Here is a 19,019-nt window from a genome sequence, read left to right on the forward strand (position 1 = left end):
GGTCGCACCTGTTGAATCACAATTGGCTTAGCCATTTGTTACAGCACCTCTCAACCAGGGTTTTCGCAAAAAATCGGACAAAAAATTTTTTTTGGGGTTTTTTGCGAAAAACCCCCCGATCACTCGTGTAAATAAATACTGGGTGACTTTTGCCATTCCCCAACATTGATGCCTAAGATGTCTAGGGATGGTCAATACTGAGTCCAGTCTTCGGGCTGCCCTTTGTAGCGCTTCTGATCAGGAGTAGAGGTTAGTAGTTAGTGTAAGCATCTACCAACATAAACAACAAACTACTAACAATTAACTTGAGAACCGCTATCGATAGACTAATGCGTACTAAACACGATTGACCGTAGGTCACGCTACGCGATCGCATTTACAACAGGGACATAACCGATGAAAAATCTAGATCGAATACTCCGTCAGCTGATAGCTGAAGCATGTAATCATCCACCATTAAGTCTGGAACGTCGGCAAAAACTGAGCGAGGTACATCTACTAGTGATGAAATCCGGCAAACTTTGGAAAGAATATACCTCATATTATAATGACGCTCTCCAAGAGATGTGGGAATATTGCTGTGGCCATCCGGAAGAGTATGACCCGACTATCAAAGGTGTGATTACTTGGCTCGACGATGAACTAAAAAAGCGACTGAGACGATTTCGAGATGCTGGCTATAGGCAACAGAAGCGGCAAATTACTGGCCTAAGCACAGAGGAAGGTAAAACTATTGACCCTGTAGATAGGGTACCAGCTGCTCCTGATCTACAACCAGTTATGAAAATTTGGCAAAAAACCTTGGATTGGGTAAAGACAGACCCAGACGGAGTGTTACGTCAGACTTGCTTTAGGAAACGCCCTGAGATTAATGCCCAAGTCCTAATCCAGCTTCGACTCCCTCCTGATCAGCCTTGGAAAACGATTGCAGCAGAATTTAAGCTAACCCCACCAGAAGCTAAAGATTTGCCCAAATTCTATAACCGTAAATGCTTACCCCTGTTGCGAAAATTTGGTGTATGCGAGGGATATATAGAAGAAGAGTCAAAGACTGGTCGCTCGAAAAGCACCACAAAACCCCAACCTAGGAAAAAATCATGAGACACAACGCCAACATGCTATCAGATTGGTCAATCCCCATGCCGATTACCCAGTCAGCCCTAGGGATAGCCCAGCAGTTCGCTCAGTACCAACCCAACCAGCAAAAGGCTGAACAAGTCTATCTCAACACCCTGGCGGTGTGTGCGGTGAATAACTATTTACGGATCCTGGGTATTCCGACTGACCTAACTGCAGGGGATAGCTGGAATTCAGTAGTGCGCTTGGCTGAAAATGTGGCTGACCTGAGGGTAACCGGTTTGGGGCGCTTGGAATGTCGGCCTGTCAAACCCGGTGATTTGACTTGTCCCATTCCCCAAGAGGTTAGATTTAACCGGATTGGCTATGTAGTCGTTGAGATTGATCAAGACCATACTGAAGCGACGCTGTTGGGATTTTCCCCAACCTCGGAAACTAGTCAATTAGTCATCCACCAATTGCGATCGCTAAAAGATTTACCAGCCTACCTCGATCAATTCCAACCTATGACACAACTTAGTCAATGGTTGGAGCATATTTTTGAAGCAGGTTGGCAGAGTGTGGAAACCCTTTTAGGTAACCAAGGTGCTGAGCCAGCTTTCGCCTTTAGAACCAAGTCTGATCAAACCGTTAAGCGATGTAAACAGATTGAATGGGGCAAACCTAATCAAGGGGTGGCTCTGGTTGTGGCACTCACCCCAGAATCCGAAACAAAGCTGAATGTTTTCCTACAACTCAATCCCATCAATGGTCAAACCTATCTACCCCCCAATCTGCAGTTGCTCTTGCTAGATGAGGAGCAAGAAATGCTGATCAATGCCCAAGCCAGAAACCAGGATCAAGCCATTCAATTGGATTTTAGTTGCGAACCCGGAGACCGTTTCAGTGTCAAGGTTGCTCTGGATAAAGCCAGTGTGATCGAAGAGTTTGTAATGTGAAACTAGGATTGATCAAATTAGGGAACTCAGAACACGGAACTCAGAACAGTAGGAAAGAGCGATGCAGCTGTGACATACTCCCACACTGACTTTTACAAGTTCAGTGTGGGCTTCTTACCAACTCCGGCTAACGCCTCGGATACTCGGTAAGCTTTATTTCCGACGGGATGCCCCACCGCCAACTTCAATATATTTATCGCCGCATTTGTATCGCGATCTTCTGTATACCCACAATCAGGACAAGAATGAATGCGGTCTTTTAGTTTTTTTGGTACTTTCTTTCCACAATTGGAACAGTTCTGGCTAGTGTTTCGGGGATTTACTGCAACTGTAACCAAACCAGCATTCTCGGCTTTGTTTGATAGTATTGACAGGAATTGACCCCAGCCAGCATCAAGAACCGATTTAGCCATTTTAGTTTTGGCTAAACCTTTAATATTCAACTTCTCATGAGCAACTAGGTCATGATTGTCTAGCAAGTTCTTAGCGGTTTTGAAGTGAAAATCTTTTCGGGTATCAGCTACCTTTTTATGAGCTTTTCCTAACCTGCCTACAGCCTTTTTTCTGTTATTGCTACCTTTTTTAGATCTGCTGACAGTTTTTTGGATTTTCTTAAGTCGCTTTTGAGCCTTCCGATAGTACTGGGGAATAGGGATCTCTGTTCCATCGGATTTAACAAGGAAAGACTTAAGACCCATATCTATGCCAATAGGGTTCGATGCTTGTTCTACTGGAATTACACTAGGAATAGTGTCATCCTGTAGTGACAAGGTTACATAATACCCATCAGCTTTACGTGTAACTGTAGCAGTTTTAATCTTGAATCCGTCTGGGATAGGTCGATGGTAAACCATCTTTACCCATCCAAACTTAGGTAAATTTAATTTATTTCCTTTAATAGGATTTTTCGAGAAAGCGGAAAAAGTTAAGGATCTGTAGCTGTTTTTACTTTTAAATCTAGGTCTACCGCTTTTTCTGCCATTACAATCACCTTTCAGGTACCTTTTGAACGCCAGGTCTACCCTTTTGACGCAATCCTGTAAGACATTAGAGTGGATAGCTTTGTACCACTGTCTATCTTTCTTCAATTGAGGTAAAGTTTTCTTTTGAGAGAAGTAATCAGGATTATCTCTCAAAGTTGGTAAATGGCAAACCAAAGGACAGGAGTTGATAGAACAGCGATTTTGCTCGTACCAGTTAAATCTATCAGCAAGCAAGTAATTGTATTGGCAACGTAACATATCAAGCCATATTTCTATTTCTGCTTCCTGTGATTTTGCTAGTCTTAACCGATATTGATAGGCTGTTATCATTATTGTCAATTTATGTTTCTCGACCTATTATTAGTGTAGCAGTAGTAGTAACAAGTGTCAACCCATAATGAAAAATCAAAAGCTTGTAGTTAGAGTTACCGAATTTGAGAAAAGACAGTTACAGGAAGAGGCCGACAGAAGAGGAATGACCTACTCAGAGCTGCTCAGAAGTTTTATAGCTCGCCTCCCTCTCCCGAAAGACTCTGTGCAAAATTCCTCTCACACTCATGCTACGCATTGAGATGTGAGGCTCCTTTTGCTAGAAAGCTGACTCCAGTAGGGAGTAGGGAGCGGTGCGACCCTGCGCTTTTTCAAAGCTAAGCGTGAACGCGCACTCCCTGGGAGTAGGGAGTAGGGAATAGCGGTCAGAAAATTGACTGTAGCTCATAAGTATGATCAACCCTATAAGCTGTCGCGCATTTAAAGGACCTTTCATTAAATCAGGAAAAAACCCCTGAAACTCTTTTACCTTCTACCTTCTGCCTTCTGCCTTCTGCCTTCTGCCTTGCTGTTGTGCAATTTAAATGCACAACAGCTTACCAACTCTGGAAATTACCACTACACATCAATTTCATCTCCCCATCTCCCTATCTCCCCATCTCCCCATCTCCCCACCCTCCCCACATCTCCCACACCTGCCACCCTCCCTGTCTTGCCCTATTCCCTGTGCCCTAATAAATACGCGCTATAACTGAAAATAACATCAGACAAAATGCTGATTTTTGACGGTTAACTGTCAACCGTCAACCGTCAACTGTTAAAAAACTAACCAATGGCAAAGCTGGTAACTCTTAAGCTGGATGGGGATTTTGAGGAAGGTTTTCGGGTCACTCTCGAAATTGGCTCAGAAGGCGAACGTCCTGAAACAGAACTTACTGGCAGATTGCCTCCAGCCCCCAACATCGTTAACCACTATCGTGAGTGGCGGTCAAGCTATCGCAGTCTGGGCAGCTCTTTGCGAGCAATCAAAATCAAACGAGTGGCAATCGGTGGTTCCATCAACAACCAGAGTCAGGGATTATGCGATCGCTTAAATCGGTGGCTCCGTTCAGAGTTATTTAGTCCACTGCGGGAAAAGTGGCTAGAAAAAGTGGGCACTACCGAAGAAGTCCGGGTGCTGATTCGTACCAAAAATCCCCAGCTCAGGCAGCTTCCTTGGCATCAGTGGGAATTTTTAGAGCGTTACCACCAAGCCGAAATTGCCCTAAGTACTCCAGAGTATCAACAACCAAGCAAATCACACCAAAGCCGTGATCGACACAAGGTTAGAATTCTAGCGATTCTGGGCAATAGCGAAGGGATTAATATCCAACAAGACCGACAATTACTAGAGAATTTACCCTTTGCAGACATTACCTTCCTCGTAGAAGAACCACGACAGAAGCTCAACGAAGCCCTGTGGGAGCAACCTTGGGATATTCTGTTTTTCGCAGGTCATAGTGAAACCGAGGCAGGAAGGGGTCGGATTCATATCAATCAGACCGATAGCTTAACCATTGACGAACTCAGAGAAGCCCTCAAAAAAGCCATAGAAAGGGGATTGTCCCTAGCAATTTTTAATTCCTGTGATGGCTTAGGATTAGCCAATGAGCTAGAACAGCTGCACATTCCCCACATGATTATTATGCGGGAGCCCGTACCGGATCTCGTAGCACAGCAGTTTTTACAATATTTTCTCAAAGCCTTTGCCAGTGGTAAGTCCTTGTATCTAGCAGTGCAAGAAGCCCGGAAAAAACTGCAAGGTTTAGAAGATCAATGTCCCTGTGCCAGTTGGTTGCCAGTGATTTGTCAAAATCCCGCCGCCATACCCCCAACCTGGCAACAGTTGCGTGGCAATAACCAGCGCCACCTGCTCCAATCGGCCCTGATCGTCAGTGTAGTCGTTACCATTTTAGTCATGGTGATCCGGCAGCTGGGAATGCTGCAGCTTTGGGAACTAAAGGCATTTGACCAGCTGATGCGGCTGCGACCTAATCGAGGGGAAGACTCCCGTTTGCTGGTGGTTGAAGCCACAGATGCCGAGATCATGCGCTATGGCTATCCCCCCCCAGATCAAACCCTAGCCCAAATCCTAGACAAGCTAGAGTCTGAACAACCGCGAGTGATTGGCTTAGACATCTTTCGCGAACGTCCTAGAGAACCTGGTCACCAGGCATTGAGCCGTCAGTTACAGCAAAATCAGAAATTCATTGCCCTTTGTAGAGCTAGGGTAGCTAACAACCCCGAAAACTCAGGCATAAAACCTCCCTCTGGGGTGCCAGAATCCCGCCTTGGTTATAGCAATATCATGGCTGACCCTGATGGCATTATCCGTAGGCATCTTGTATTTATGCATCCCTACCACGATGACCCCTGTGCCACCCACCACTCCTTCAGTGCTAGGGTGGCATTGCATTACTTAGCCCAAGAGGGAATCAAGGCAAAAACCATTGCTATGAATAAAATAAGCTTGGGTAAGACTGTCTTAAGAGAGTTGTCAGCTAATTCTGGGGGTTATCACAATCGTGATCATCGCGGATTCCAGGTGTTACTCAATTACCGGGAAACTGTCGCCCGACGAGTCACTTTCACAGAGCTGCTAGAGGGTAAGGTCAAACCAGAGTGGGTCAAAGACAAAATTGTCCTGATCGGAATAACTGCAGAGATTGCCAAGGATTACCATCCTACTCCCTACAGTGCCCTTCAGTGGCCATACCAAGAAATGCCAGGGGTAATTCTTCAGGCTCAGATGGTCAGTCAGATGATCAGTGCTGCCTTCGGTGAGCGCCCATTATTATCGGTGTGGTCGGTCTGGGGAGACCTGTTCTGGATTTGGGGTTGGTCAATCATTGGTGGTACTATTGCTTGGCGCTGTGGTCGAATACTGTATTGGGGACTCGCTACCATCACAGCTACAGGGGTTTTATATCTCCTATGCTTTGGTCTATTAACTCTAGGAGTATGGGTACCTCTGGTGCCATCAGCCTTAGCATTGGTAGCCACTAGCGGAATTGTGGTGGCTCACAGGACAAGACTCGGATCAATCACTCCGTGAGTTATGGATGGTATATTTTTAGCAACTTTTCTGTGTATAAAAGTCCTATAATTATTTATAGCAGTTATAAATTGCTTGAAAAACAAATTTATGTAAAAACTGAATATTATGGCCAGAATATACCGTATTTTAAGTCAATTTTTTATTAAGTTTTTTAGTAAGTCCAGGACAATCAGCAACGAACCACTGAACAAAGTGAGTTTGATTGTGATTGTGGTGATTGATATTTTTATCTTAATCAATGTGTTTACAGGACTGAATGATATTAGCACATGGCCGATGAGTCCTGCTCAGACTTATCCATGTTATTACGAGTGGAACAATTACCGTACCCAAACTGATCAAGATAAAGACTATAACATTATTAGCCGTTCATTGAGATCAAATAGTTTTAAAAAATCCTATCAACAAGCTGAAGAAGGACATCTGGGTAAAGTTTTTACAACCTGTTTGAAGTATGCAGAATACAAAGATAAGATTAACAATCCCGAAAACCAGCAAGCTGAAAGAACTATTAACCAGAAACAATCAAAAATAAGTAGCCTTAGAAGAGCTAATAACACCATTCGTGAACAATATGATTCCACACTCTTAGAAAAAATTGCTGGTCAATCTCGTCAGCGATCAATTAATCAAGTCAGTGCTGAACAAGCCAAACAAGAGTTAGAACGAAATAATCGTAATATTTCTAGACTTAAACAGGAAATTGATAATCTTAAAAATCAACTGGTTTCCAGACCGGAAAGTGTTAGTTTTATAGATTTCATTAACGATGAGGATAAATTTAAAACAATCAGCGAAAAATATCAACAGGCATCTTTCTGGTATCCGAGTATCCAATTTGGTTTTCAATCGCTCTTTCTACTACCATTGATTTTCATCGCCCTATCAGTTCATAAATTTACTCAACGCAGAGGATATGGACTGATTGCGCTGATTAGCTGGCATTTGCTGGTAATATTTTTTATACCGCTAATCTTGAGAATCTTTGAGTTTCTTCAAGTTGGCGCTATCTTTCAATTTATCTTTGATATAATTATTGAAATTTTCGGCAGGTTACTTTTTCTGGTCAGTTATGTTTATATCTTGTTTATTCCATTGATTGGTTTTGGAATTATCAAGTTTTTTCAAAAAATTGTATTTAATACTAAAATTCAGGCAGCTAGCAGAGTAAAAAAATTACTGTGCATCAATTGTGCCAGGAAAATTAAACACGATGATCACTACTGTCCCCACTGCGGTTATTATCAATATGTTGAATGCCAAAGTTGCCACAATATTACTTACAAATATTTACCTTACTGTAAACATTGTGGAGCTTCTCAAGATTCGGTAGTGGATTAAGGCTATTTCTCAGTGATTATATCATGTCCGGTTGAATACTTACACGCTTGCGCCGAAAGTAAGGCAGAGGGCAGAAGGCAGAAGGCAGAAGGCAGAAGGCAGAAGGCAGAAGGCAGAAGTAAAGGAGTAAGGTTTCAAGGGTAATGGTTTTTTATCACTAATTATCCGGATATGATATTATATATTGAAACAGGGAACAGGGAGCAGGGATAATTTTATACTCCCTACTCCCTAATCCCTACTCCCTGCTCTTTTCCTTGATTAGGAAGATAATGTGAGCTAGGAAAATGGAACTTATTATGAATTAATGCAAATATCAGTTTGCTTAAATTTCTTAAAGAAATCTGGACACCAAAAAATTTTCTGCCAGAATAGTAATATTCCTATCACTCAGAAACGGGAGGTGTTAACAGTTAACGTAAAACCTTTTCAAAGGTCATTAAACATGTACAAAGCTCTCAAGACTAAGCTAAAACTAAATAATCACCAAAAAACCTTGATGGCTAAACATGCTGGCTATTCTCGATGGGTTTATAACTGGGGTTTGGCAATATGGATTGAGGCTTACAAAGATGGATTAAAACCATCAGCCAGGAAACTCAGGAAACTATTTACCAACCATGTATTGCCTCAGTACCCATGGATGAATCAGTTATCATCGAAGGTCTATCAATACGCATTTATTGATCTAGGAGTTGCTATAGCGCGATTTTTCAAGGGGCTGGGAGCATACCCTAGATTCAAAAAGAAAGGTAAACATGATAGTTTCACCATTGACAATTCTGGAGCGCCCATCAAGCTATCTGGATTACGACATAAATTGCCAAAACTAGGCTGGGTAAAAACTTATGAGCCATTGCCAGATGTGGTAACCAAGAAAATCACCATTTCTCGTCAAGCTGACGGTTGGTATCTGAGTTTTCATTATGAGCATGAATCGCGACCAACCCCAAAACAAGTAGATGTGGTAGGGGTAGATTTAGGAGTCAAGGCGTTAGCTGTACTCAGCACAGGTCTTGTATTCAATGGCTCTAAGCCCTATGGTCAAGCCAAGAGGCAACTAGCCAGAGAAGCGCGTAATTTATCGAGAAAGGTCTTTGGTTCAAACAACTGGTACAAAGCAGTAAATCGACTAGCCAAAAAGCACCAAAGAGTAGCCAATATTCGTAAAGACACATTGCATAAACTCACTACTTACCTAGCTAAAAACCACAGCACGATAGTAATTGAGGACTTAAATGTGTCAGGAATGATGGCTAATCATAGGCTAGCTGCCTCTATTGCTGACCAAGGATTTTACGAGTTCAAAAGACAACTGGAATACAAATGCCAGTGGTACGGTTCAGAGCTAGTTATCGTTGACAGATTCTACCCATCATCTCAACTGTGTTCCGCTTGTGGGCATCGTCAGAAAATGCCACTGATTGTCAGGACTTATAACTGTTCTGAGTGCGGCTTGATTCTCGACAGGGATTTAAACGCCGCGATTAATTTGAAGAACGCCGTAGGCTCTACGGTGTCTGCCTGTGGACGGAGTGCCGCCGACGGTTCCGGCAGAAGCAGGAAATAAACAGTTTAAACTAGCTTTAGCTAGGTTTGCAGAAGTTTTATGGAGCAGATCTGACAGTGAAATATGAAATTCGCTACAAGCCGGCCTTTGCAGCAATTTTTGTCACTCTCGATCCTGGTGAGAGTATCACTGCTGAGGCAGGGGCAATGACCAGTATGGATGCTAAGCTTACCATGAAAACTCAATTTTCTGGTGGCTTCTTCTCTGGCTTGCTCAAGAAATTCTTTGGTGGAGAGTCTTTATTAGTCAATACCTTTAGCAATCAGACTCAGCAACCATTGAACCTAGTTCTCACTCAGTCCATAATTGGCGATATTGCTGGTGTGGAATTAGGAGAACGCAGTCTGTGTTTTCAACCCGGTGCTTATATTTGCCATACTACTGGGGTTAAGCTGGGTGTTCGGTGGGCAGGTTTTAAGAGTTGGTTTTCTGGTGAAGGACTCTTTAAACTGAAAGTCAGTGGTAAGGGCACAGTGTTCTTTGGTGCTTATGGTGGTCTTACTCGCAAGCACATTAATGGGGAATTTATTGTTGATACTGGTCATTTAGTGGCCTATGAACCAGGAATTCGGATGAATATTGGGTTAGCTGGTGGCTTGTTGGGCTCTGTCACTTCTGGAGAAGGCTTTGTTAATCGGCTCAGGGGTCGGGGTGAGATTTATCTACAGTCTCGTAGTGTTGATGGTTTAGTCAAGTATTTACGTCCTAAGGTAGTGGTACACAAGTAGTGATTTTGTAAGCATTCAGCTATCAGCTATCAGCTATCAGCTATCAGCTATCAGCTAAAGGCTAATGCGCTACGCGCACGCTACGCGAACGGCTAAAAGCCTGTGGTCATGCTACGGGAACAGTTTATGCCCATAGCGCTACTTGAAAAATAAGCTGACGGCTGACGGCTGACAGCTGAATGCTTACGTGATTTTAGCTCCCGTTACCTTGACCATACCTTAGATAAACCACTACATCTTTACCACTAAGCAAGATAAAAATGGATATAGAACTATTACATCAACCAGATAGTGCGATCGCTCGCGTTGTTCTGGATGAAAATCAAGAATTCGTGGCAGAAGCAGGCTGTATGGTTGCCATGAGTGGCTACATCAATGCCAGCACTACTTTACGACAAGGTAAAGGAGGTGGTATTCTCGGTGGATTAAAACGTTTGGTAGGTGGTGAATCACTGTTTTTAAGTGTTTTTCGCTCTCCTGTTGCTGGTGGCGAAATCTTCCTAGCGCCCAAATTCATAGGTGATATTTTAGTTTATCAAATGAATGGTCAGGAGTTGGTGGTGCAGGCGACTTCTTATCTTGCCAGTGAATCAGGTGTTGATATTGATTTAGGGTTTCAAGGTTTTAAGTCTCTGTTTTCTGGCGAATCAATTTTTTGGTTGACTATTAGTGGTTATGGTTCTGTATTGCTGAACTCATTTGGGGGAATTTATGAAGTACCAGTGGAAGGTGAGTACATCGTTGACACCGGTCATATTGTTGCCTTTGAAAAAAGCCTGAACTTTGAGATTACCAAACCTGGCTCTAGCTGGATTGGTGCTTTTCTAGGTGGAGAAGGACTGGTTTGCCGATTTAAAGGACAGGGTAAAGTCTATTGTCAAACCCACAATCCTGGTGCTTTTGGTCGGCAAGTTGGTACTCAACTACCACCAATATAAGTACCTGGACGGAAATAAAGATTGTTGGTTGAAGTAGGGAGTGGGGAGTGGGGAGTAGGGAGTAGGGAGTGGGGAGTAGGGAGTAGGGAGTAGGGAGTAGGGAGTGGGGAGTGGGGAGTAGGGAGTAGGGAGTAGGGAGTAGAGTTACTTCCAGTGAATTCATAATTATTTACACAGTAGTTTTTCCCATCGATTGATATTAGTTATTGCTAAATAAAACAGGAATAAATAAAAATATATAGTCCATAAAAATCATGAATAAAATTGACTACGACATTGAGCATTCTCCCGCTTATGCCTCTTTGATTATAAACTTACAGGCAGAGCAAACAGTCTTAATTGAATCAGGAGCAATGGCAGCAATGGACTCAAGTATCTCGATGAAGTCCAAAGTACGAGGTGGCTTGATAAAAGGACTGGGTCGGATGATAAGTGGTGAATCATTTTTTGTTAGTGAGTTTACTGCTGAAAAAGAACCGGGGCAAATTTATGTCTCGCCAGGAGTGCCTGGAGATATTCAGCATTACTACCTGAGAAACCAGGGTTTAATGGTACAGTCTTCAGGATTTGTTGCCTGTAGTCCAGAAATCGAAATTGACACGCAATTTCAAGGCTTTAAAGGCTTCTTCAGTGGCGAGTCTTTGTTCCTGATTCGAGCTACAGGCCAAGGGGATTTTTGGTTTAGTTCTTATGGGGCAATTGTGGAAATTCCAGTGACTGGTGACTATGTAGTAGACACTGGCTATATCGTGGCGTTTGAAGATACTCTCAATTACCAGGTTGAGGTGCTGGGTGGTTTATCATTTCGAGGTCTTAAAACTGGTGTTTTGGGTGGAGAAGGGTTAGTCTGTCGTTTCAGTGGTGAAGGACGCTTATGGATTCAATCTCGTGAGCTTTATGGGTTAATTAATTTTTTAAATCCTTTCCGTCCAACTAAGAATAACTAAGAAATTGGTAATAACTAAATAGCAAGCCAATCACTAATACCTAATCACTAATCGTAAGCATTCAGCCATCAGCTATCAGCTATCAGCTATCAGCTATCAGCTATCAGCTATCAGCTATCAGCTATCAGCTATCAGCTATCAGCTATCAGCTATCAGCTATCAGCTATCAGCTATCAGCTATCAGCTATCAGCTATTGGCTTTTCCCCAGACTTTCAATTTTATTTTAAGCTGACGGCTGACAGCTGACAGCTGACGGCTGAATGCTTACCACTAATCCCCCATCACTAATCCCCCATCACTAATTATGCCTTCTCCAGATATACCTCAGAGTCGCAACCCACCACCAAGTAACCGCCAACTACTGATTTTATTGGGGCTATTTATCAGTTTTATTGTGGGGGTTATTTGGCTGTTGAACTTGCTAATCAACGGTCTAATTGGGCTAATTCCTCCTAGTGTGGAGCAAAAGCTGGGAGCTGTAATCGTTCCGGTTTATGAGCAGCAGGCTCAACCATCACCAACTCAAGATACCCTCAATCAACTGTTGGCGCGATTGGAAAAACAACTACCGCCAGAGCAATCTAAACAACGAGATTACCGGGTGCTTTATCTACCAGAGGACACAGTAAATGCTTTAGCACTACCGGGGGATGTGATTGTGGTTTACGCTGGTTTTTTGAAACAGGTCGATTGACACTCCCCACGGTTAGAAACCGGGGGATTCTTCGTTCAGCGACCCTGGTTGCTGAGACAGGTTTTCACCAATCCCAGTAGTGCCAGAATCTCCCGAAGCGTTTGGATTATTAATCCAAGTTCCGATGTGCCCCATCGTACTTAAGGCAGAATTCAGGATATTGATAGCAGCGTTGTGGTCGCGTTCGCGTAGCGTCGCCTTCGGCGAATCTAAAACACACCCACACCGACAAAAATGAGTTCGAGTTGATAGTGATTTCTTGACGGTAGTTCCACAACTTGAGCAATTTTGGGTAGTGTATGCAGGGTTAACAGCAACCGTTACTCTGCCAAACTTTTTGCCAAAATACTCGACCCATTTCCTAAATTGATACCAACCTGCATCATTAATAGACTTGGCGATACAATGGTTTTTCACCAGGTTCTTAATCCTCAAATCTTGCCTTACGGCACGCTTCGCGAACATAGGCGACCATGTCGTTAGACAGGACTACGCAACGCGCCACTCTCTTAGCGTGTTCTTCACGCTGCCTACTTATTTTGAGGTGTACTCGTCCTAGTTTATTAATGGCTTTTTTTCGGTTAGCACTGCCTTTTTTCTTTCGAGAAACGCGACGCTGATAGAACTTCATCCGTTTCTCACTCTTTCTGTAGAATCGGGGGTTGGGTTCAGTATTGCCATTTGAATCTGTATAGAACTCTTTGAGTCCGACATCTAAACCAACGTTATGCAATGTCTGTTCAACATCAACTTTGACATCGACTTGAATACAGAATTGGCAATAATAACCATCAGCTCGTCTAACCAGTCTCACTCGCTTAATTTGTTCAACTGGATAGAAGGCTAAATGCCATGTTCCAATCAACTTAAGTTTCCCAATCTCTTTTTTGTCGGTAAATTCAATATGTTTGGGATCTAGCAATTTCCAACCGGATGTCTTGTATTCAATCGAGCGGCTACGTTTTTTGAACCGAGGATATCCTTTTTTGCCTGGGATATTTCTCTTACAGTTCTCAAAAAAACGAGCAATAGCTGACCAACATCGTTCTACAGATGCCTGACAAGCATGGGAGTTCAAATCTTTGACAAAGGGATACATCGCACGCAGTTCGGTATTGTACCGATATAGCTCGGCTCTCCCCAAGCCGCGATTGTCCATCCAATAGCGTAAACATGAGTTTCTCACGAATTGACCAGTCCGGATTGCCTCATCAATCGCGTTGTATTGATTCAGTTTTCCTCTGACCTTAAATGAGTAGACAATCATATTTTAACGCGCTTATTACTTGGCGTATATTGATGATAGCACCAGAATCGTTGTTTATGTGAGGGGGTGAACTTACCCCATGGATGAATCGCAGGGGCTTGCGCTCACCCCCTCACACTCCCCGATTTCCGGTCAAAATTTTCCCAGTCACAGGAACAACAGGCGGATGAGTTTGGCTTGAGGTTGTTGCAGCAAACTTATGGTCATGTCGCTGGCGCAACAGATTTTTTCGAGAGAATGAGTAATAAACAAGGAGCTTCCTGGGATTTTTTATCAAGTCACCCATCTCCGGGTAAGCGAGTTACCCGACTACAGCGTCTGATTAAGGAACAAAATTATCCTCTCAAGGAGCGATCGCCTCTGCCGGAAAATCTGAATCAATCCCACCTTATATCAAGTCCAATTGAATACCCATCATAAAAGGGCGGGGAGATGGTCAGATGGTCAGATGGGGAGATTTTTATTAAGGGTAATTATCCGGACATGATATGACAAGCACCTCTTGAGGATGGTGGAGTTTCCGATACTTTTTAGCTACCAGAATCTACCAAAGGCAAATCCTGGCTCACTAATGCAAGCTGCTCTCGCAGCCAGGGGGTATCTCCCAAAGCTCGTAGAAATATCCCACGAGCGCCGTTGATGTCTCTGTCCATGACTTTGCCATCAACTTTTGATCTAATAGTCTTGCTGCCACCGATGTTAATTAACTCACCTGTCCAGCTAACTGTCTTGCTGGTGTAAGCTTCGCAGACATCTACCACAACTTTTCCAGTTTCTTGAGCTTTATGCTTCAAGAATTCCTTGAAACGATAGTGAGCGAAAGTGAGCATGTTACGAACAGTTTTAGATATAATTTTTCTATTTCCTTTCCTAGACATCTGAGATGTTTCAAAGGTAGGAAGTAGAATCACATCGAAATTATCAACTAAGAACCTAGCTGTCTTATGATGAAGCTCATTTATTAGATTCTGAATCTTGATAACCATTCGTCTAGCAGCTTTTCTCATCCGACGCTTTTCCCCGCGTTTAGCTTTACTGATTTTAGACAGCAAATTATCTAAATACTGACACAGTCGTTGAATACGAGAAAAATCTCCGTGCCCAATTTTCCCTACGGATGTCTCACTGAAAAAAGTAACGAAAGTTCTGACCCCAGGGTCTAAAGCGACTACTCTGCCTTGGTTTTCGACGGGGGATATAGTCACTTTGTGAGGGACTACTAGATAGCAATCTCCATTGTTACTAGTTAGTCGGCAATCACAAATGTCATCAGGTAAACCTTCAGCATAAGTCAGTTTACCCAGTTTAGTATGATATATTCCTAATTCAGAAACGGCTGACTTAGGAATATAACAAGACTGGATAGGGTTCTTCCTGGATCTAAATCTTACCCGATTAATTTGTGATGTTTTTTTGTACTTTTTCTTAGCTTCCATGACGGCAGTGCAAGCGTCCTTTATCGCTATCGATTTAATCTGATAAGGTACTTCCTTGCACCACTCGGGGAGGTTATTGAGTATTTCAGTTTTTATTGCTTTCCAGTTGGCTTTTACTTCGCCACTTTGGAGTATTTTGACGGTTTCATTGAATACGTAACGGGACACTCCAAACCATTTGCGAATCATAGATCGCTGGTCAGGTTTTAGGAACAGTCGAATCTTCTTTGATTTTCTTGCCGTAGTTCCGGAGTCCGTGAACCCGGCAGGAGAAGACGTGAATGATTCAGAGAAGATCTGCGGTAAGTTCGGATTCCGGACAGCTTTCAGGTTGGCTGAGAACCAGGATTTTTCCACCGTTGAGACCGACCAAGTATTCAATGAGTTCAAACCCAAATCGGGTAAGTCTGTCTCTACAGGCAACAACAATCGTGAGCTTATCTCCAAGGACAATTCGCTCCAATATGGCTCTAAGCCCTTTCCTTTTGTAGTTGAGACCTGACCCGATATCAAAGATAACTTCGGCGTCGGGGAAGAGGGAATGGAGATAGGCGAGAAGTCTGTCGAGATCGTCTCTTTGTTTGTTGGTACTGACTCGGCAGTAGCAGATCGTCCTGCTACTCCGTTCACGAAGTTGATCAGGTTTTGAATGTCTTGTTCCGAACCTGAGTACATCTTCTCAATGAAATAGTCTAGTTCCTCCTGGATTCCTTTCGCATCTGAGGGTGCCATTATCTGCGTACTTTCTTAACGTATTCCTTGATAGCCCCGTAAGTTCGACCGCCTTACGGATTGGTATAAGTGCCATGAGTTAAATCTAACACATATTTGTAGGTAGTGTTAGGTTGTGGGACATTTTTGTTAACTGTCACAAGCCCTTTACCACATTCTTTTGTTGAGGAGCCTGAGGATTTTTACTCAATACCATCTAGCGATCGCTCGATATCATCAAGCGATCGCTCTGTGTTCTTTCGTGCTACAAATTGAAGTACGAAACCTGTTCCCTGCTCCGTTCGCGTAGCGTGGCCCACGGCCTCAGTCCCTACTCCCCAAAACCCAGAACCTTGTGCCTCACCCAATTAAAAAATGCTATAGGGTTTGTAAATCAGACGTAAACCTAGGAGGTCTTTTTTTTTATCCAATAAAACTCCGGATATCTTTCCCCTCTTGCCCGCCCCCCTTACTAAGCTTACAAGGGTAGGTTTTTTACAAAGGGGCGAGTACGTACTTTTATTACGTATAAATTCCTGAAAATATGTATCAAAATACACAATAATTTCCGGGATAATTCTCCTCATTTCCTGCTTTTCCCGACTCCCGACTCCCGACTCCCGACTCCCGACTCCCGACCCAAATCTAAAAAACTTACCCCTGTGAGCCCTTACTAAGGGGGGTTAGGGGGGATTCCTCTTGCCTCTTGCCTTTCCCTAAGGGTAATCGTTCACAACTCAAATGGATCCGGATCTGATCCCAAACACCAAGAAAACTAGAATAGCTAAGCAAATTTTGCTTCAAAAAAAAAATTTTTCTGATCATCTGCGAAAAGTTGGTTTGAGAGGCGCTGTAACAAGTATCAATGAAAAAACGCCGCCTGAGCCGGTGTTTGATGAATTTCTAGAAAAGGTGTATTCTCAAATGAATAATTTGCTAAACCAGCTTTGGACAACAGTAGTTTCCTTCACTTCCAACATAAGAGAGCGCTTGCAACAATTAGCAGCAACGATACTGAAGGTATTCAAGCAACTAAGCGATAGTAATTCTCAGCCGATTGACCAGCAATCATCATCCCAAGAATCCCAAGAATTTCAAAAACTATCACAATCATCACAACTACTGATAGTAATGAATTACACACCACCGAATGATGGCAAGGGACCTGTTGGTGACAGCAAAGACTCCGGATCACTCTGGAAATTGTACCAGCTAATCGATGAAAATCCTGAGTTTAATAACCCACAACTGTTACCAATATCAGCATCAATAAAAGGACAACTATCACAACTACAGATGGTAAATACTTTTACACCACCGAATGATGGAGACGGACCACCCCGTGACACCAAAGACGGTGGATCATTCTGCAGATTTGACCAGCAAATCACAGATGAAAATCCTGAGTCTACTGACCCACAAGCATCTAGTGTTACCAAGTCGCCTTCAGGTCAATCAACCTTGCCCTCTGACCCTGTCTCCCCCAAACCTGAGTCAAAACAATTGTTGACCGCAATGAGTTTAAATCCATTCACAGATTACAATCCACCGAAAGATGGCAAGGGACCCGTCGGTGACAGCAAAGATGCAGGCACTTCCTTCCGCAGATAGTAGTTACTGAGTTGAAGTATACCAGTTTTCAATTCCTTAAAGTACTTTTTTCCTGGGTTTTAGAGAATAGGAAGTAGCGACTACATCGCTGCTTCCTATTACCTATTCCCTATTACCTATTCCCTATTACCTATTACCTATTGCCTATTGCCTATTGCCTATTGCCTATTGCCTATTGCCTATTGCCGATTCCCGATTCCCGATTCCCGATTCCCGTTCCCCTCCTGGGAGGGGTTAGGGGTGGGTTCCGATTCCCGATTCCCTATTCAACACTTCTGGGAAAAAACCAGCCTCCAAAACCTCTTCCTGACCAAAAGAACACTCACAAGGAAAAGTGCTTAACTTAATCCCAGTTTCCTGGGCTGCCTTAATCCGAGCCTTCTGATAACATTGGTCAAAGACCTCTGGCAAAAACGTTTTTAAACTAGGACTATCTTCTAGCAGTTCTTCCAAAGCGATACGCTGTTCACTGATAGTATTGAGCCAACTGTCGCTCCTTTTCCCTGGTTGATACATCCACATTAGTAAATGCATCAGCAACACAATCAAACGACTTTTTAACTCCCGCTTTTCCCGTTTACCCATGCTTTCGACTTCTTCAATCAGATTCGCTACATCAACTTGGGTAAACTCACCCTCCCGTAACTGTTGCGCAGTCGCCTCGGTCCACAGGTAAAAGTCTCGTTCATAAAGGTTGTGGCCTGTTGTCATTACTCATTTTCCCAATTAATTGATGCTAGCATGTTGAGACTCCCTGCTCTGACCTAGACGGGGATTTTGATTTGTTTGGTGATCCCAATTCTTAAGCATCACACCGCTACACACTAATTTAATCAATTTCATCTCCCGATCTCCCGATCCCCCGATCTCCCCATCTCCCGATCTCCCGATCTCCCCACAATTCCCACACTTCCCGATCTCCCCACTCTCCCCACAATTCCCACACTTCCCGATCTCCCCATCTCCGTATCTCCCGATCTCCCTATCTCCCCACACTTCCCACCTACATATATGATCCTAATTTAAATCATTGATATTAATTTACCTGCCATGTTGCACAAAACCTGATTGTATAATATAAACTATAAATAGTCAAATACATTTAGGTAAACTACTGCTACAAGACAACCGGAGAAGGTAATGTCCCTAGGAAAAAAACTACGAGAACGCCGTGAAAGTCTAGGTTTAACCCGCATACAAGTTGCTAGAGCCTGTGATGTGGTAGAGTCTACAGTGATTAACTGGGAGGCGGATCGGCACAAGCCTAAGCTTTATCCAGAACAGACTAAAGCCTTGTGTGATATTTTAGACTTCAAAATTGAGGATCTGATCCAGTAACATGTAAGGTTATACCCAAAGCACAGGATGGCATTGTGCGGTCATTTAATAATCATCTCTAGTGCTGCGGAT

General features: G+C 43.2%; 21 protein-coding genes and 1 pseudogene. 12 read left to right on the top strand and 10 right to left on the bottom strand.

The window, feature by feature from the left end:
* Positions 1-396 precede the first annotated feature (396 nt).
* Together F6J90_RS14210 and F6J90_RS14215 are read left to right on the top strand one after the other, a co-directional pair.
* Positions 397-1,101 (top strand): sigma-70 family RNA polymerase sigma factor, encoded by a 705-nt coding sequence (locus F6J90_RS14210; protein ID WP_293094325.1) that lies wholly within the window; start codon positions 397-399, stop codon positions 1,099-1,101.
* The gene (locus tag F6J90_RS14215) at positions 1,098-2,015 is read left to right on the top strand and encodes a DUF1822 family protein (protein ID WP_293094327.1); all 918 of its coding nucleotides are present in this window, start codon (positions 1,098-1,100) and stop codon (positions 2,013-2,015) included. The genes F6J90_RS14210 and F6J90_RS14215 overlap by 4 nt, the downstream gene beginning before the upstream one ends.
* A gap of 92 nt (positions 2,016-2,107) precedes the next feature.
* On the opposite strand, the gene F6J90_RS14220 is transcribed toward F6J90_RS14215, so the two are convergent.
* Positions 2,108-3,328, bottom strand: coding sequence for a transposase (locus F6J90_RS14220; RefSeq protein WP_293094329.1), 1,221 nt, complete (start codon positions 3,326-3,328; stop codon positions 2,108-2,110).
* 259 nt (positions 3,329-3,587) lie between these two features.
* A complete protein-coding gene (locus tag F6J90_RS14225; protein ID WP_293094331.1) occupies positions 3,588-3,716 on the bottom strand; it encodes a hypothetical protein in 129 nt (42 codons plus the stop codon).
* A 384-nt stretch (positions 3,717-4,100) separates the two neighbouring features.
* On the opposite strand from F6J90_RS14225, the gene F6J90_RS14230 reads away from it, so the two are divergent.
* The 5 genes from F6J90_RS14230 to F6J90_RS14250 all read left to right on the top strand — a co-directional run bounded on the left by F6J90_RS14230 (position 4,101) and on the right by F6J90_RS14250 (position 10,942).
* Positions 4,101-6,362 (top strand): CHASE2 domain-containing protein, encoded by a 2,262-nt coding sequence (locus F6J90_RS14230; RefSeq protein WP_293094333.1) that lies wholly within the window; start codon positions 4,101-4,103, stop codon positions 6,360-6,362.
* Positions 6,363-6,470: 108 nt separating this feature from the next.
* Entirely contained in the window at positions 6,471-7,706 is a 1,236-nt protein-coding gene (locus F6J90_RS14235; protein ID WP_293094337.1) for a hypothetical protein, read from the top strand.
* A gap of 445 nt (positions 7,707-8,151) precedes the next feature.
* Entirely contained in the window at positions 8,152-9,276 is a 1,125-nt protein-coding gene (locus F6J90_RS14240; protein WP_293094339.1) for an RNA-guided endonuclease TnpB family protein, read from the top strand.
* Between the two features lie 56 nt (positions 9,277-9,332).
* Entirely contained in the window at positions 9,333-10,004 is a 672-nt protein-coding gene (locus F6J90_RS14245) for a TIGR00266 family protein (RefSeq protein ID WP_293094341.1), read from the top strand.
* A 260-nt stretch (positions 10,005-10,264) separates the two neighbouring features.
* On the top strand, positions 10,265-10,942 hold the full coding sequence (locus F6J90_RS14250) for a TIGR00266 family protein (protein ID WP_293094344.1): 678 nt from the start codon (positions 10,265-10,267) through the stop codon (positions 10,940-10,942).
* Here F6J90_RS14250 and F6J90_RS14255 read toward each other — a convergent pair.
* On the bottom strand, positions 10,857-11,105 hold the full coding sequence (locus F6J90_RS14255) for a hypothetical protein (protein WP_293094346.1): 249 nt from the start codon (positions 11,103-11,105) through the stop codon (positions 10,857-10,859). The genes F6J90_RS14250 and F6J90_RS14255 overlap by 86 nt on opposite strands.
* A 91-nt stretch (positions 11,106-11,196) precedes the next feature.
* Here F6J90_RS14255 and F6J90_RS14260 point away from each other — a divergent pair, with 91 nt between their 5' ends.
* Together F6J90_RS14260 and F6J90_RS14265 are read left to right on the top strand one after the other, a co-directional pair.
* Positions 11,197-11,889, top strand: coding sequence for a TIGR00266 family protein (locus tag F6J90_RS14260; protein WP_293094348.1), 693 nt, complete (start codon positions 11,197-11,199; stop codon positions 11,887-11,889).
* 305 nt (positions 11,890-12,194) lie between these two features.
* Positions 12,195-12,584: a hypothetical protein gene (locus F6J90_RS14265; protein ID WP_293094351.1), complete on the top strand. Its 390-nt coding sequence runs from the start codon at positions 12,195-12,197 to the stop codon at positions 12,582-12,584.
* A gap of 12 nt (positions 12,585-12,596) precedes the next feature.
* Here the strand turns inward: F6J90_RS14265 and F6J90_RS14270 are convergent.
* A pseudogene (locus F6J90_RS14270) lies at positions 12,597-13,851 on the bottom strand (transposase).
* 87 nt (positions 13,852-13,938) lie between these two features.
* On the opposite strand from F6J90_RS14270, the gene F6J90_RS14275 reads away from it, so the two are divergent.
* Positions 13,939-14,271 (top strand): M48 family metalloprotease, encoded by a 333-nt coding sequence (locus F6J90_RS14275; protein WP_293094890.1) that lies wholly within the window; start codon positions 13,939-13,941, stop codon positions 14,269-14,271.
* Between the two features lie 110 nt (positions 14,272-14,381).
* Here the strand turns inward: F6J90_RS14275 and F6J90_RS14280 are convergent, their stop codons facing one another.
* The 4 genes from F6J90_RS14280 to F6J90_RS14295 all read right to left on the bottom strand — a co-directional run bounded on the left by F6J90_RS14280 (position 14,382) and on the right by F6J90_RS14295 (position 16,366).
* A complete protein-coding gene (locus F6J90_RS14280; RefSeq protein ID WP_366513753.1) occupies positions 14,382-15,476 on the bottom strand; it encodes a transposase in 1,095 nt (364 codons plus the stop codon).
* A gap of 97 nt (positions 15,477-15,573) precedes the next feature.
* Complete coding sequence (locus tag F6J90_RS14285; RefSeq protein ID WP_293094758.1) at positions 15,574-15,897, bottom strand: recombinase family protein; 324 nt, start codon at positions 15,895-15,897, stop codon at positions 15,574-15,576.
* A gap of 69 nt (positions 15,898-15,966) precedes the next feature.
* On the bottom strand, positions 15,967-16,095 hold the full coding sequence (locus F6J90_RS14290) for a MerR family DNA-binding transcriptional regulator (RefSeq protein WP_293091914.1): 129 nt from the start codon (positions 16,093-16,095) through the stop codon (positions 15,967-15,969).
* A 106-nt stretch (positions 16,096-16,201) separates the two neighbouring features.
* A complete protein-coding gene (locus F6J90_RS14295; RefSeq protein WP_293094354.1) occupies positions 16,202-16,366 on the bottom strand; it encodes a hypothetical protein in 165 nt (54 codons plus the stop codon).
* Positions 16,367-16,922: 556 nt separating this feature from the next.
* On the opposite strand from F6J90_RS14295, the gene F6J90_RS14300 reads away from it, so the two are divergent.
* Complete coding sequence (locus tag F6J90_RS14300; RefSeq protein ID WP_293094356.1) at positions 16,923-17,609, top strand: hypothetical protein; 687 nt, start codon at positions 16,923-16,925, stop codon at positions 17,607-17,609.
* A 234-nt stretch (positions 17,610-17,843) separates the two neighbouring features.
* Here F6J90_RS14300 and F6J90_RS14305 read toward each other — a convergent pair whose 3' ends face one another.
* Both F6J90_RS14305 and F6J90_RS14310 read right to left on the bottom strand, forming a co-directional pair.
* Positions 17,844-18,320 carry a DUF29 domain-containing protein gene (locus F6J90_RS14305; RefSeq protein ID WP_293094358.1) on the bottom strand — a complete coding sequence of 159 codons (477 nt, stop codon included), beginning with the start codon at positions 18,318-18,320 and terminating at the stop codon, positions 17,844-17,846.
* 128 nt (positions 18,321-18,448) lie between these two features.
* Positions 18,449-18,571: a hypothetical protein gene (locus F6J90_RS14310; RefSeq protein ID WP_293094361.1), complete on the bottom strand. Its 123-nt coding sequence runs from the start codon at positions 18,569-18,571 to the stop codon at positions 18,449-18,451.
* Between the two features lie 178 nt (positions 18,572-18,749).
* On the opposite strand from F6J90_RS14310, the gene F6J90_RS14315 reads away from it, so the two are divergent.
* Positions 18,750-18,947 carry a helix-turn-helix transcriptional regulator gene (locus F6J90_RS14315; protein ID WP_070391622.1) on the top strand — a complete coding sequence of 66 codons (198 nt, stop codon included), beginning with the start codon at positions 18,750-18,752 and terminating at the stop codon, positions 18,945-18,947.
* Positions 18,948-19,019 lie beyond the last annotated feature (72 nt).

It is taken from the genome of Moorena sp. SIOASIH (genome assembly GCF_010671925.1).
Lineage (GTDB): Bacteria > Cyanobacteriota > Cyanobacteriia > Cyanobacteriales > Coleofasciculaceae > Moorena.

Coding starts and splice junctions, on each gene's coding strand:
- F6J90_RS14250 (WP_293094344.1), top strand. CDS start 10,265: ATGGATATAGAACTATTACATCAACCAGATAGTGCGATCGCTCGCGTT.
- F6J90_RS14255 (WP_293094346.1), bottom strand. CDS start 11,105: ATGAATTCACTGGAAGTAACTCTACTCCCTACTCCCTACTCCCTACTC.
- F6J90_RS14220 (WP_293094329.1), bottom strand. CDS start 3,328: ATGATAACAGCCTATCAATATCGGTTAAGACTAGCAAAATCACAGGAA.
- F6J90_RS14210 (WP_293094325.1), top strand. CDS start 397: ATGAAAAATCTAGATCGAATACTCCGTCAGCTGATAGCTGAAGCATGT.
- F6J90_RS14240 (WP_293094339.1), top strand. CDS start 8,152: ATGTACAAAGCTCTCAAGACTAAGCTAAAACTAAATAATCACCAAAAA.
- F6J90_RS14260 (WP_293094348.1), top strand. CDS start 11,197: ATGAATAAAATTGACTACGACATTGAGCATTCTCCCGCTTATGCCTCT.
- F6J90_RS14235 (WP_293094337.1), top strand. CDS start 6,471: ATGGCCAGAATATACCGTATTTTAAGTCAATTTTTTATTAAGTTTTTT.
- F6J90_RS14265 (WP_293094351.1), top strand. CDS start 12,195: ATGCCTTCTCCAGATATACCTCAGAGTCGCAACCCACCACCAAGTAAC.
- F6J90_RS14315 (WP_070391622.1), top strand. CDS start 18,750: ATGTCCCTAGGAAAAAAACTACGAGAACGCCGTGAAAGTCTAGGTTTA.
- F6J90_RS14300 (WP_293094356.1), top strand. CDS start 16,923: ATGAATAATTTGCTAAACCAGCTTTGGACAACAGTAGTTTCCTTCACT.
- F6J90_RS14225 (WP_293094331.1), bottom strand. CDS start 3,716: ATGAGCTACAGTCAATTTTCTGACCGCTATTCCCTACTCCCTACTCCC.
- F6J90_RS14280 (WP_366513753.1), bottom strand. CDS start 15,476: ATGATTCGCAAATGGTTTGGAGTGTCCCGTTACGTATTCAATGAAACC.
- F6J90_RS14290 (WP_293091914.1), bottom strand. CDS start 16,095: ATGGCACTTATACCAATCCGTAAGGCGGTCGAACTTACGGGGCTATCA.
- F6J90_RS14230 (WP_293094333.1), top strand. CDS start 4,101: ATGGCAAAGCTGGTAACTCTTAAGCTGGATGGGGATTTTGAGGAAGGT.
- F6J90_RS14310 (WP_293094361.1), bottom strand. CDS start 18,571: ATGGGGAGATCGGGAAGTGTGGGAATTGTGGGGAGAGTGGGGAGATCG.
- F6J90_RS14305 (WP_293094358.1), bottom strand. CDS start 18,320: ATGACAACAGGCCACAACCTTTATGAACGAGACTTTTACCTGTGGACC.
- F6J90_RS14215 (WP_293094327.1), top strand. CDS start 1,098: ATGAGACACAACGCCAACATGCTATCAGATTGGTCAATCCCCATGCCG.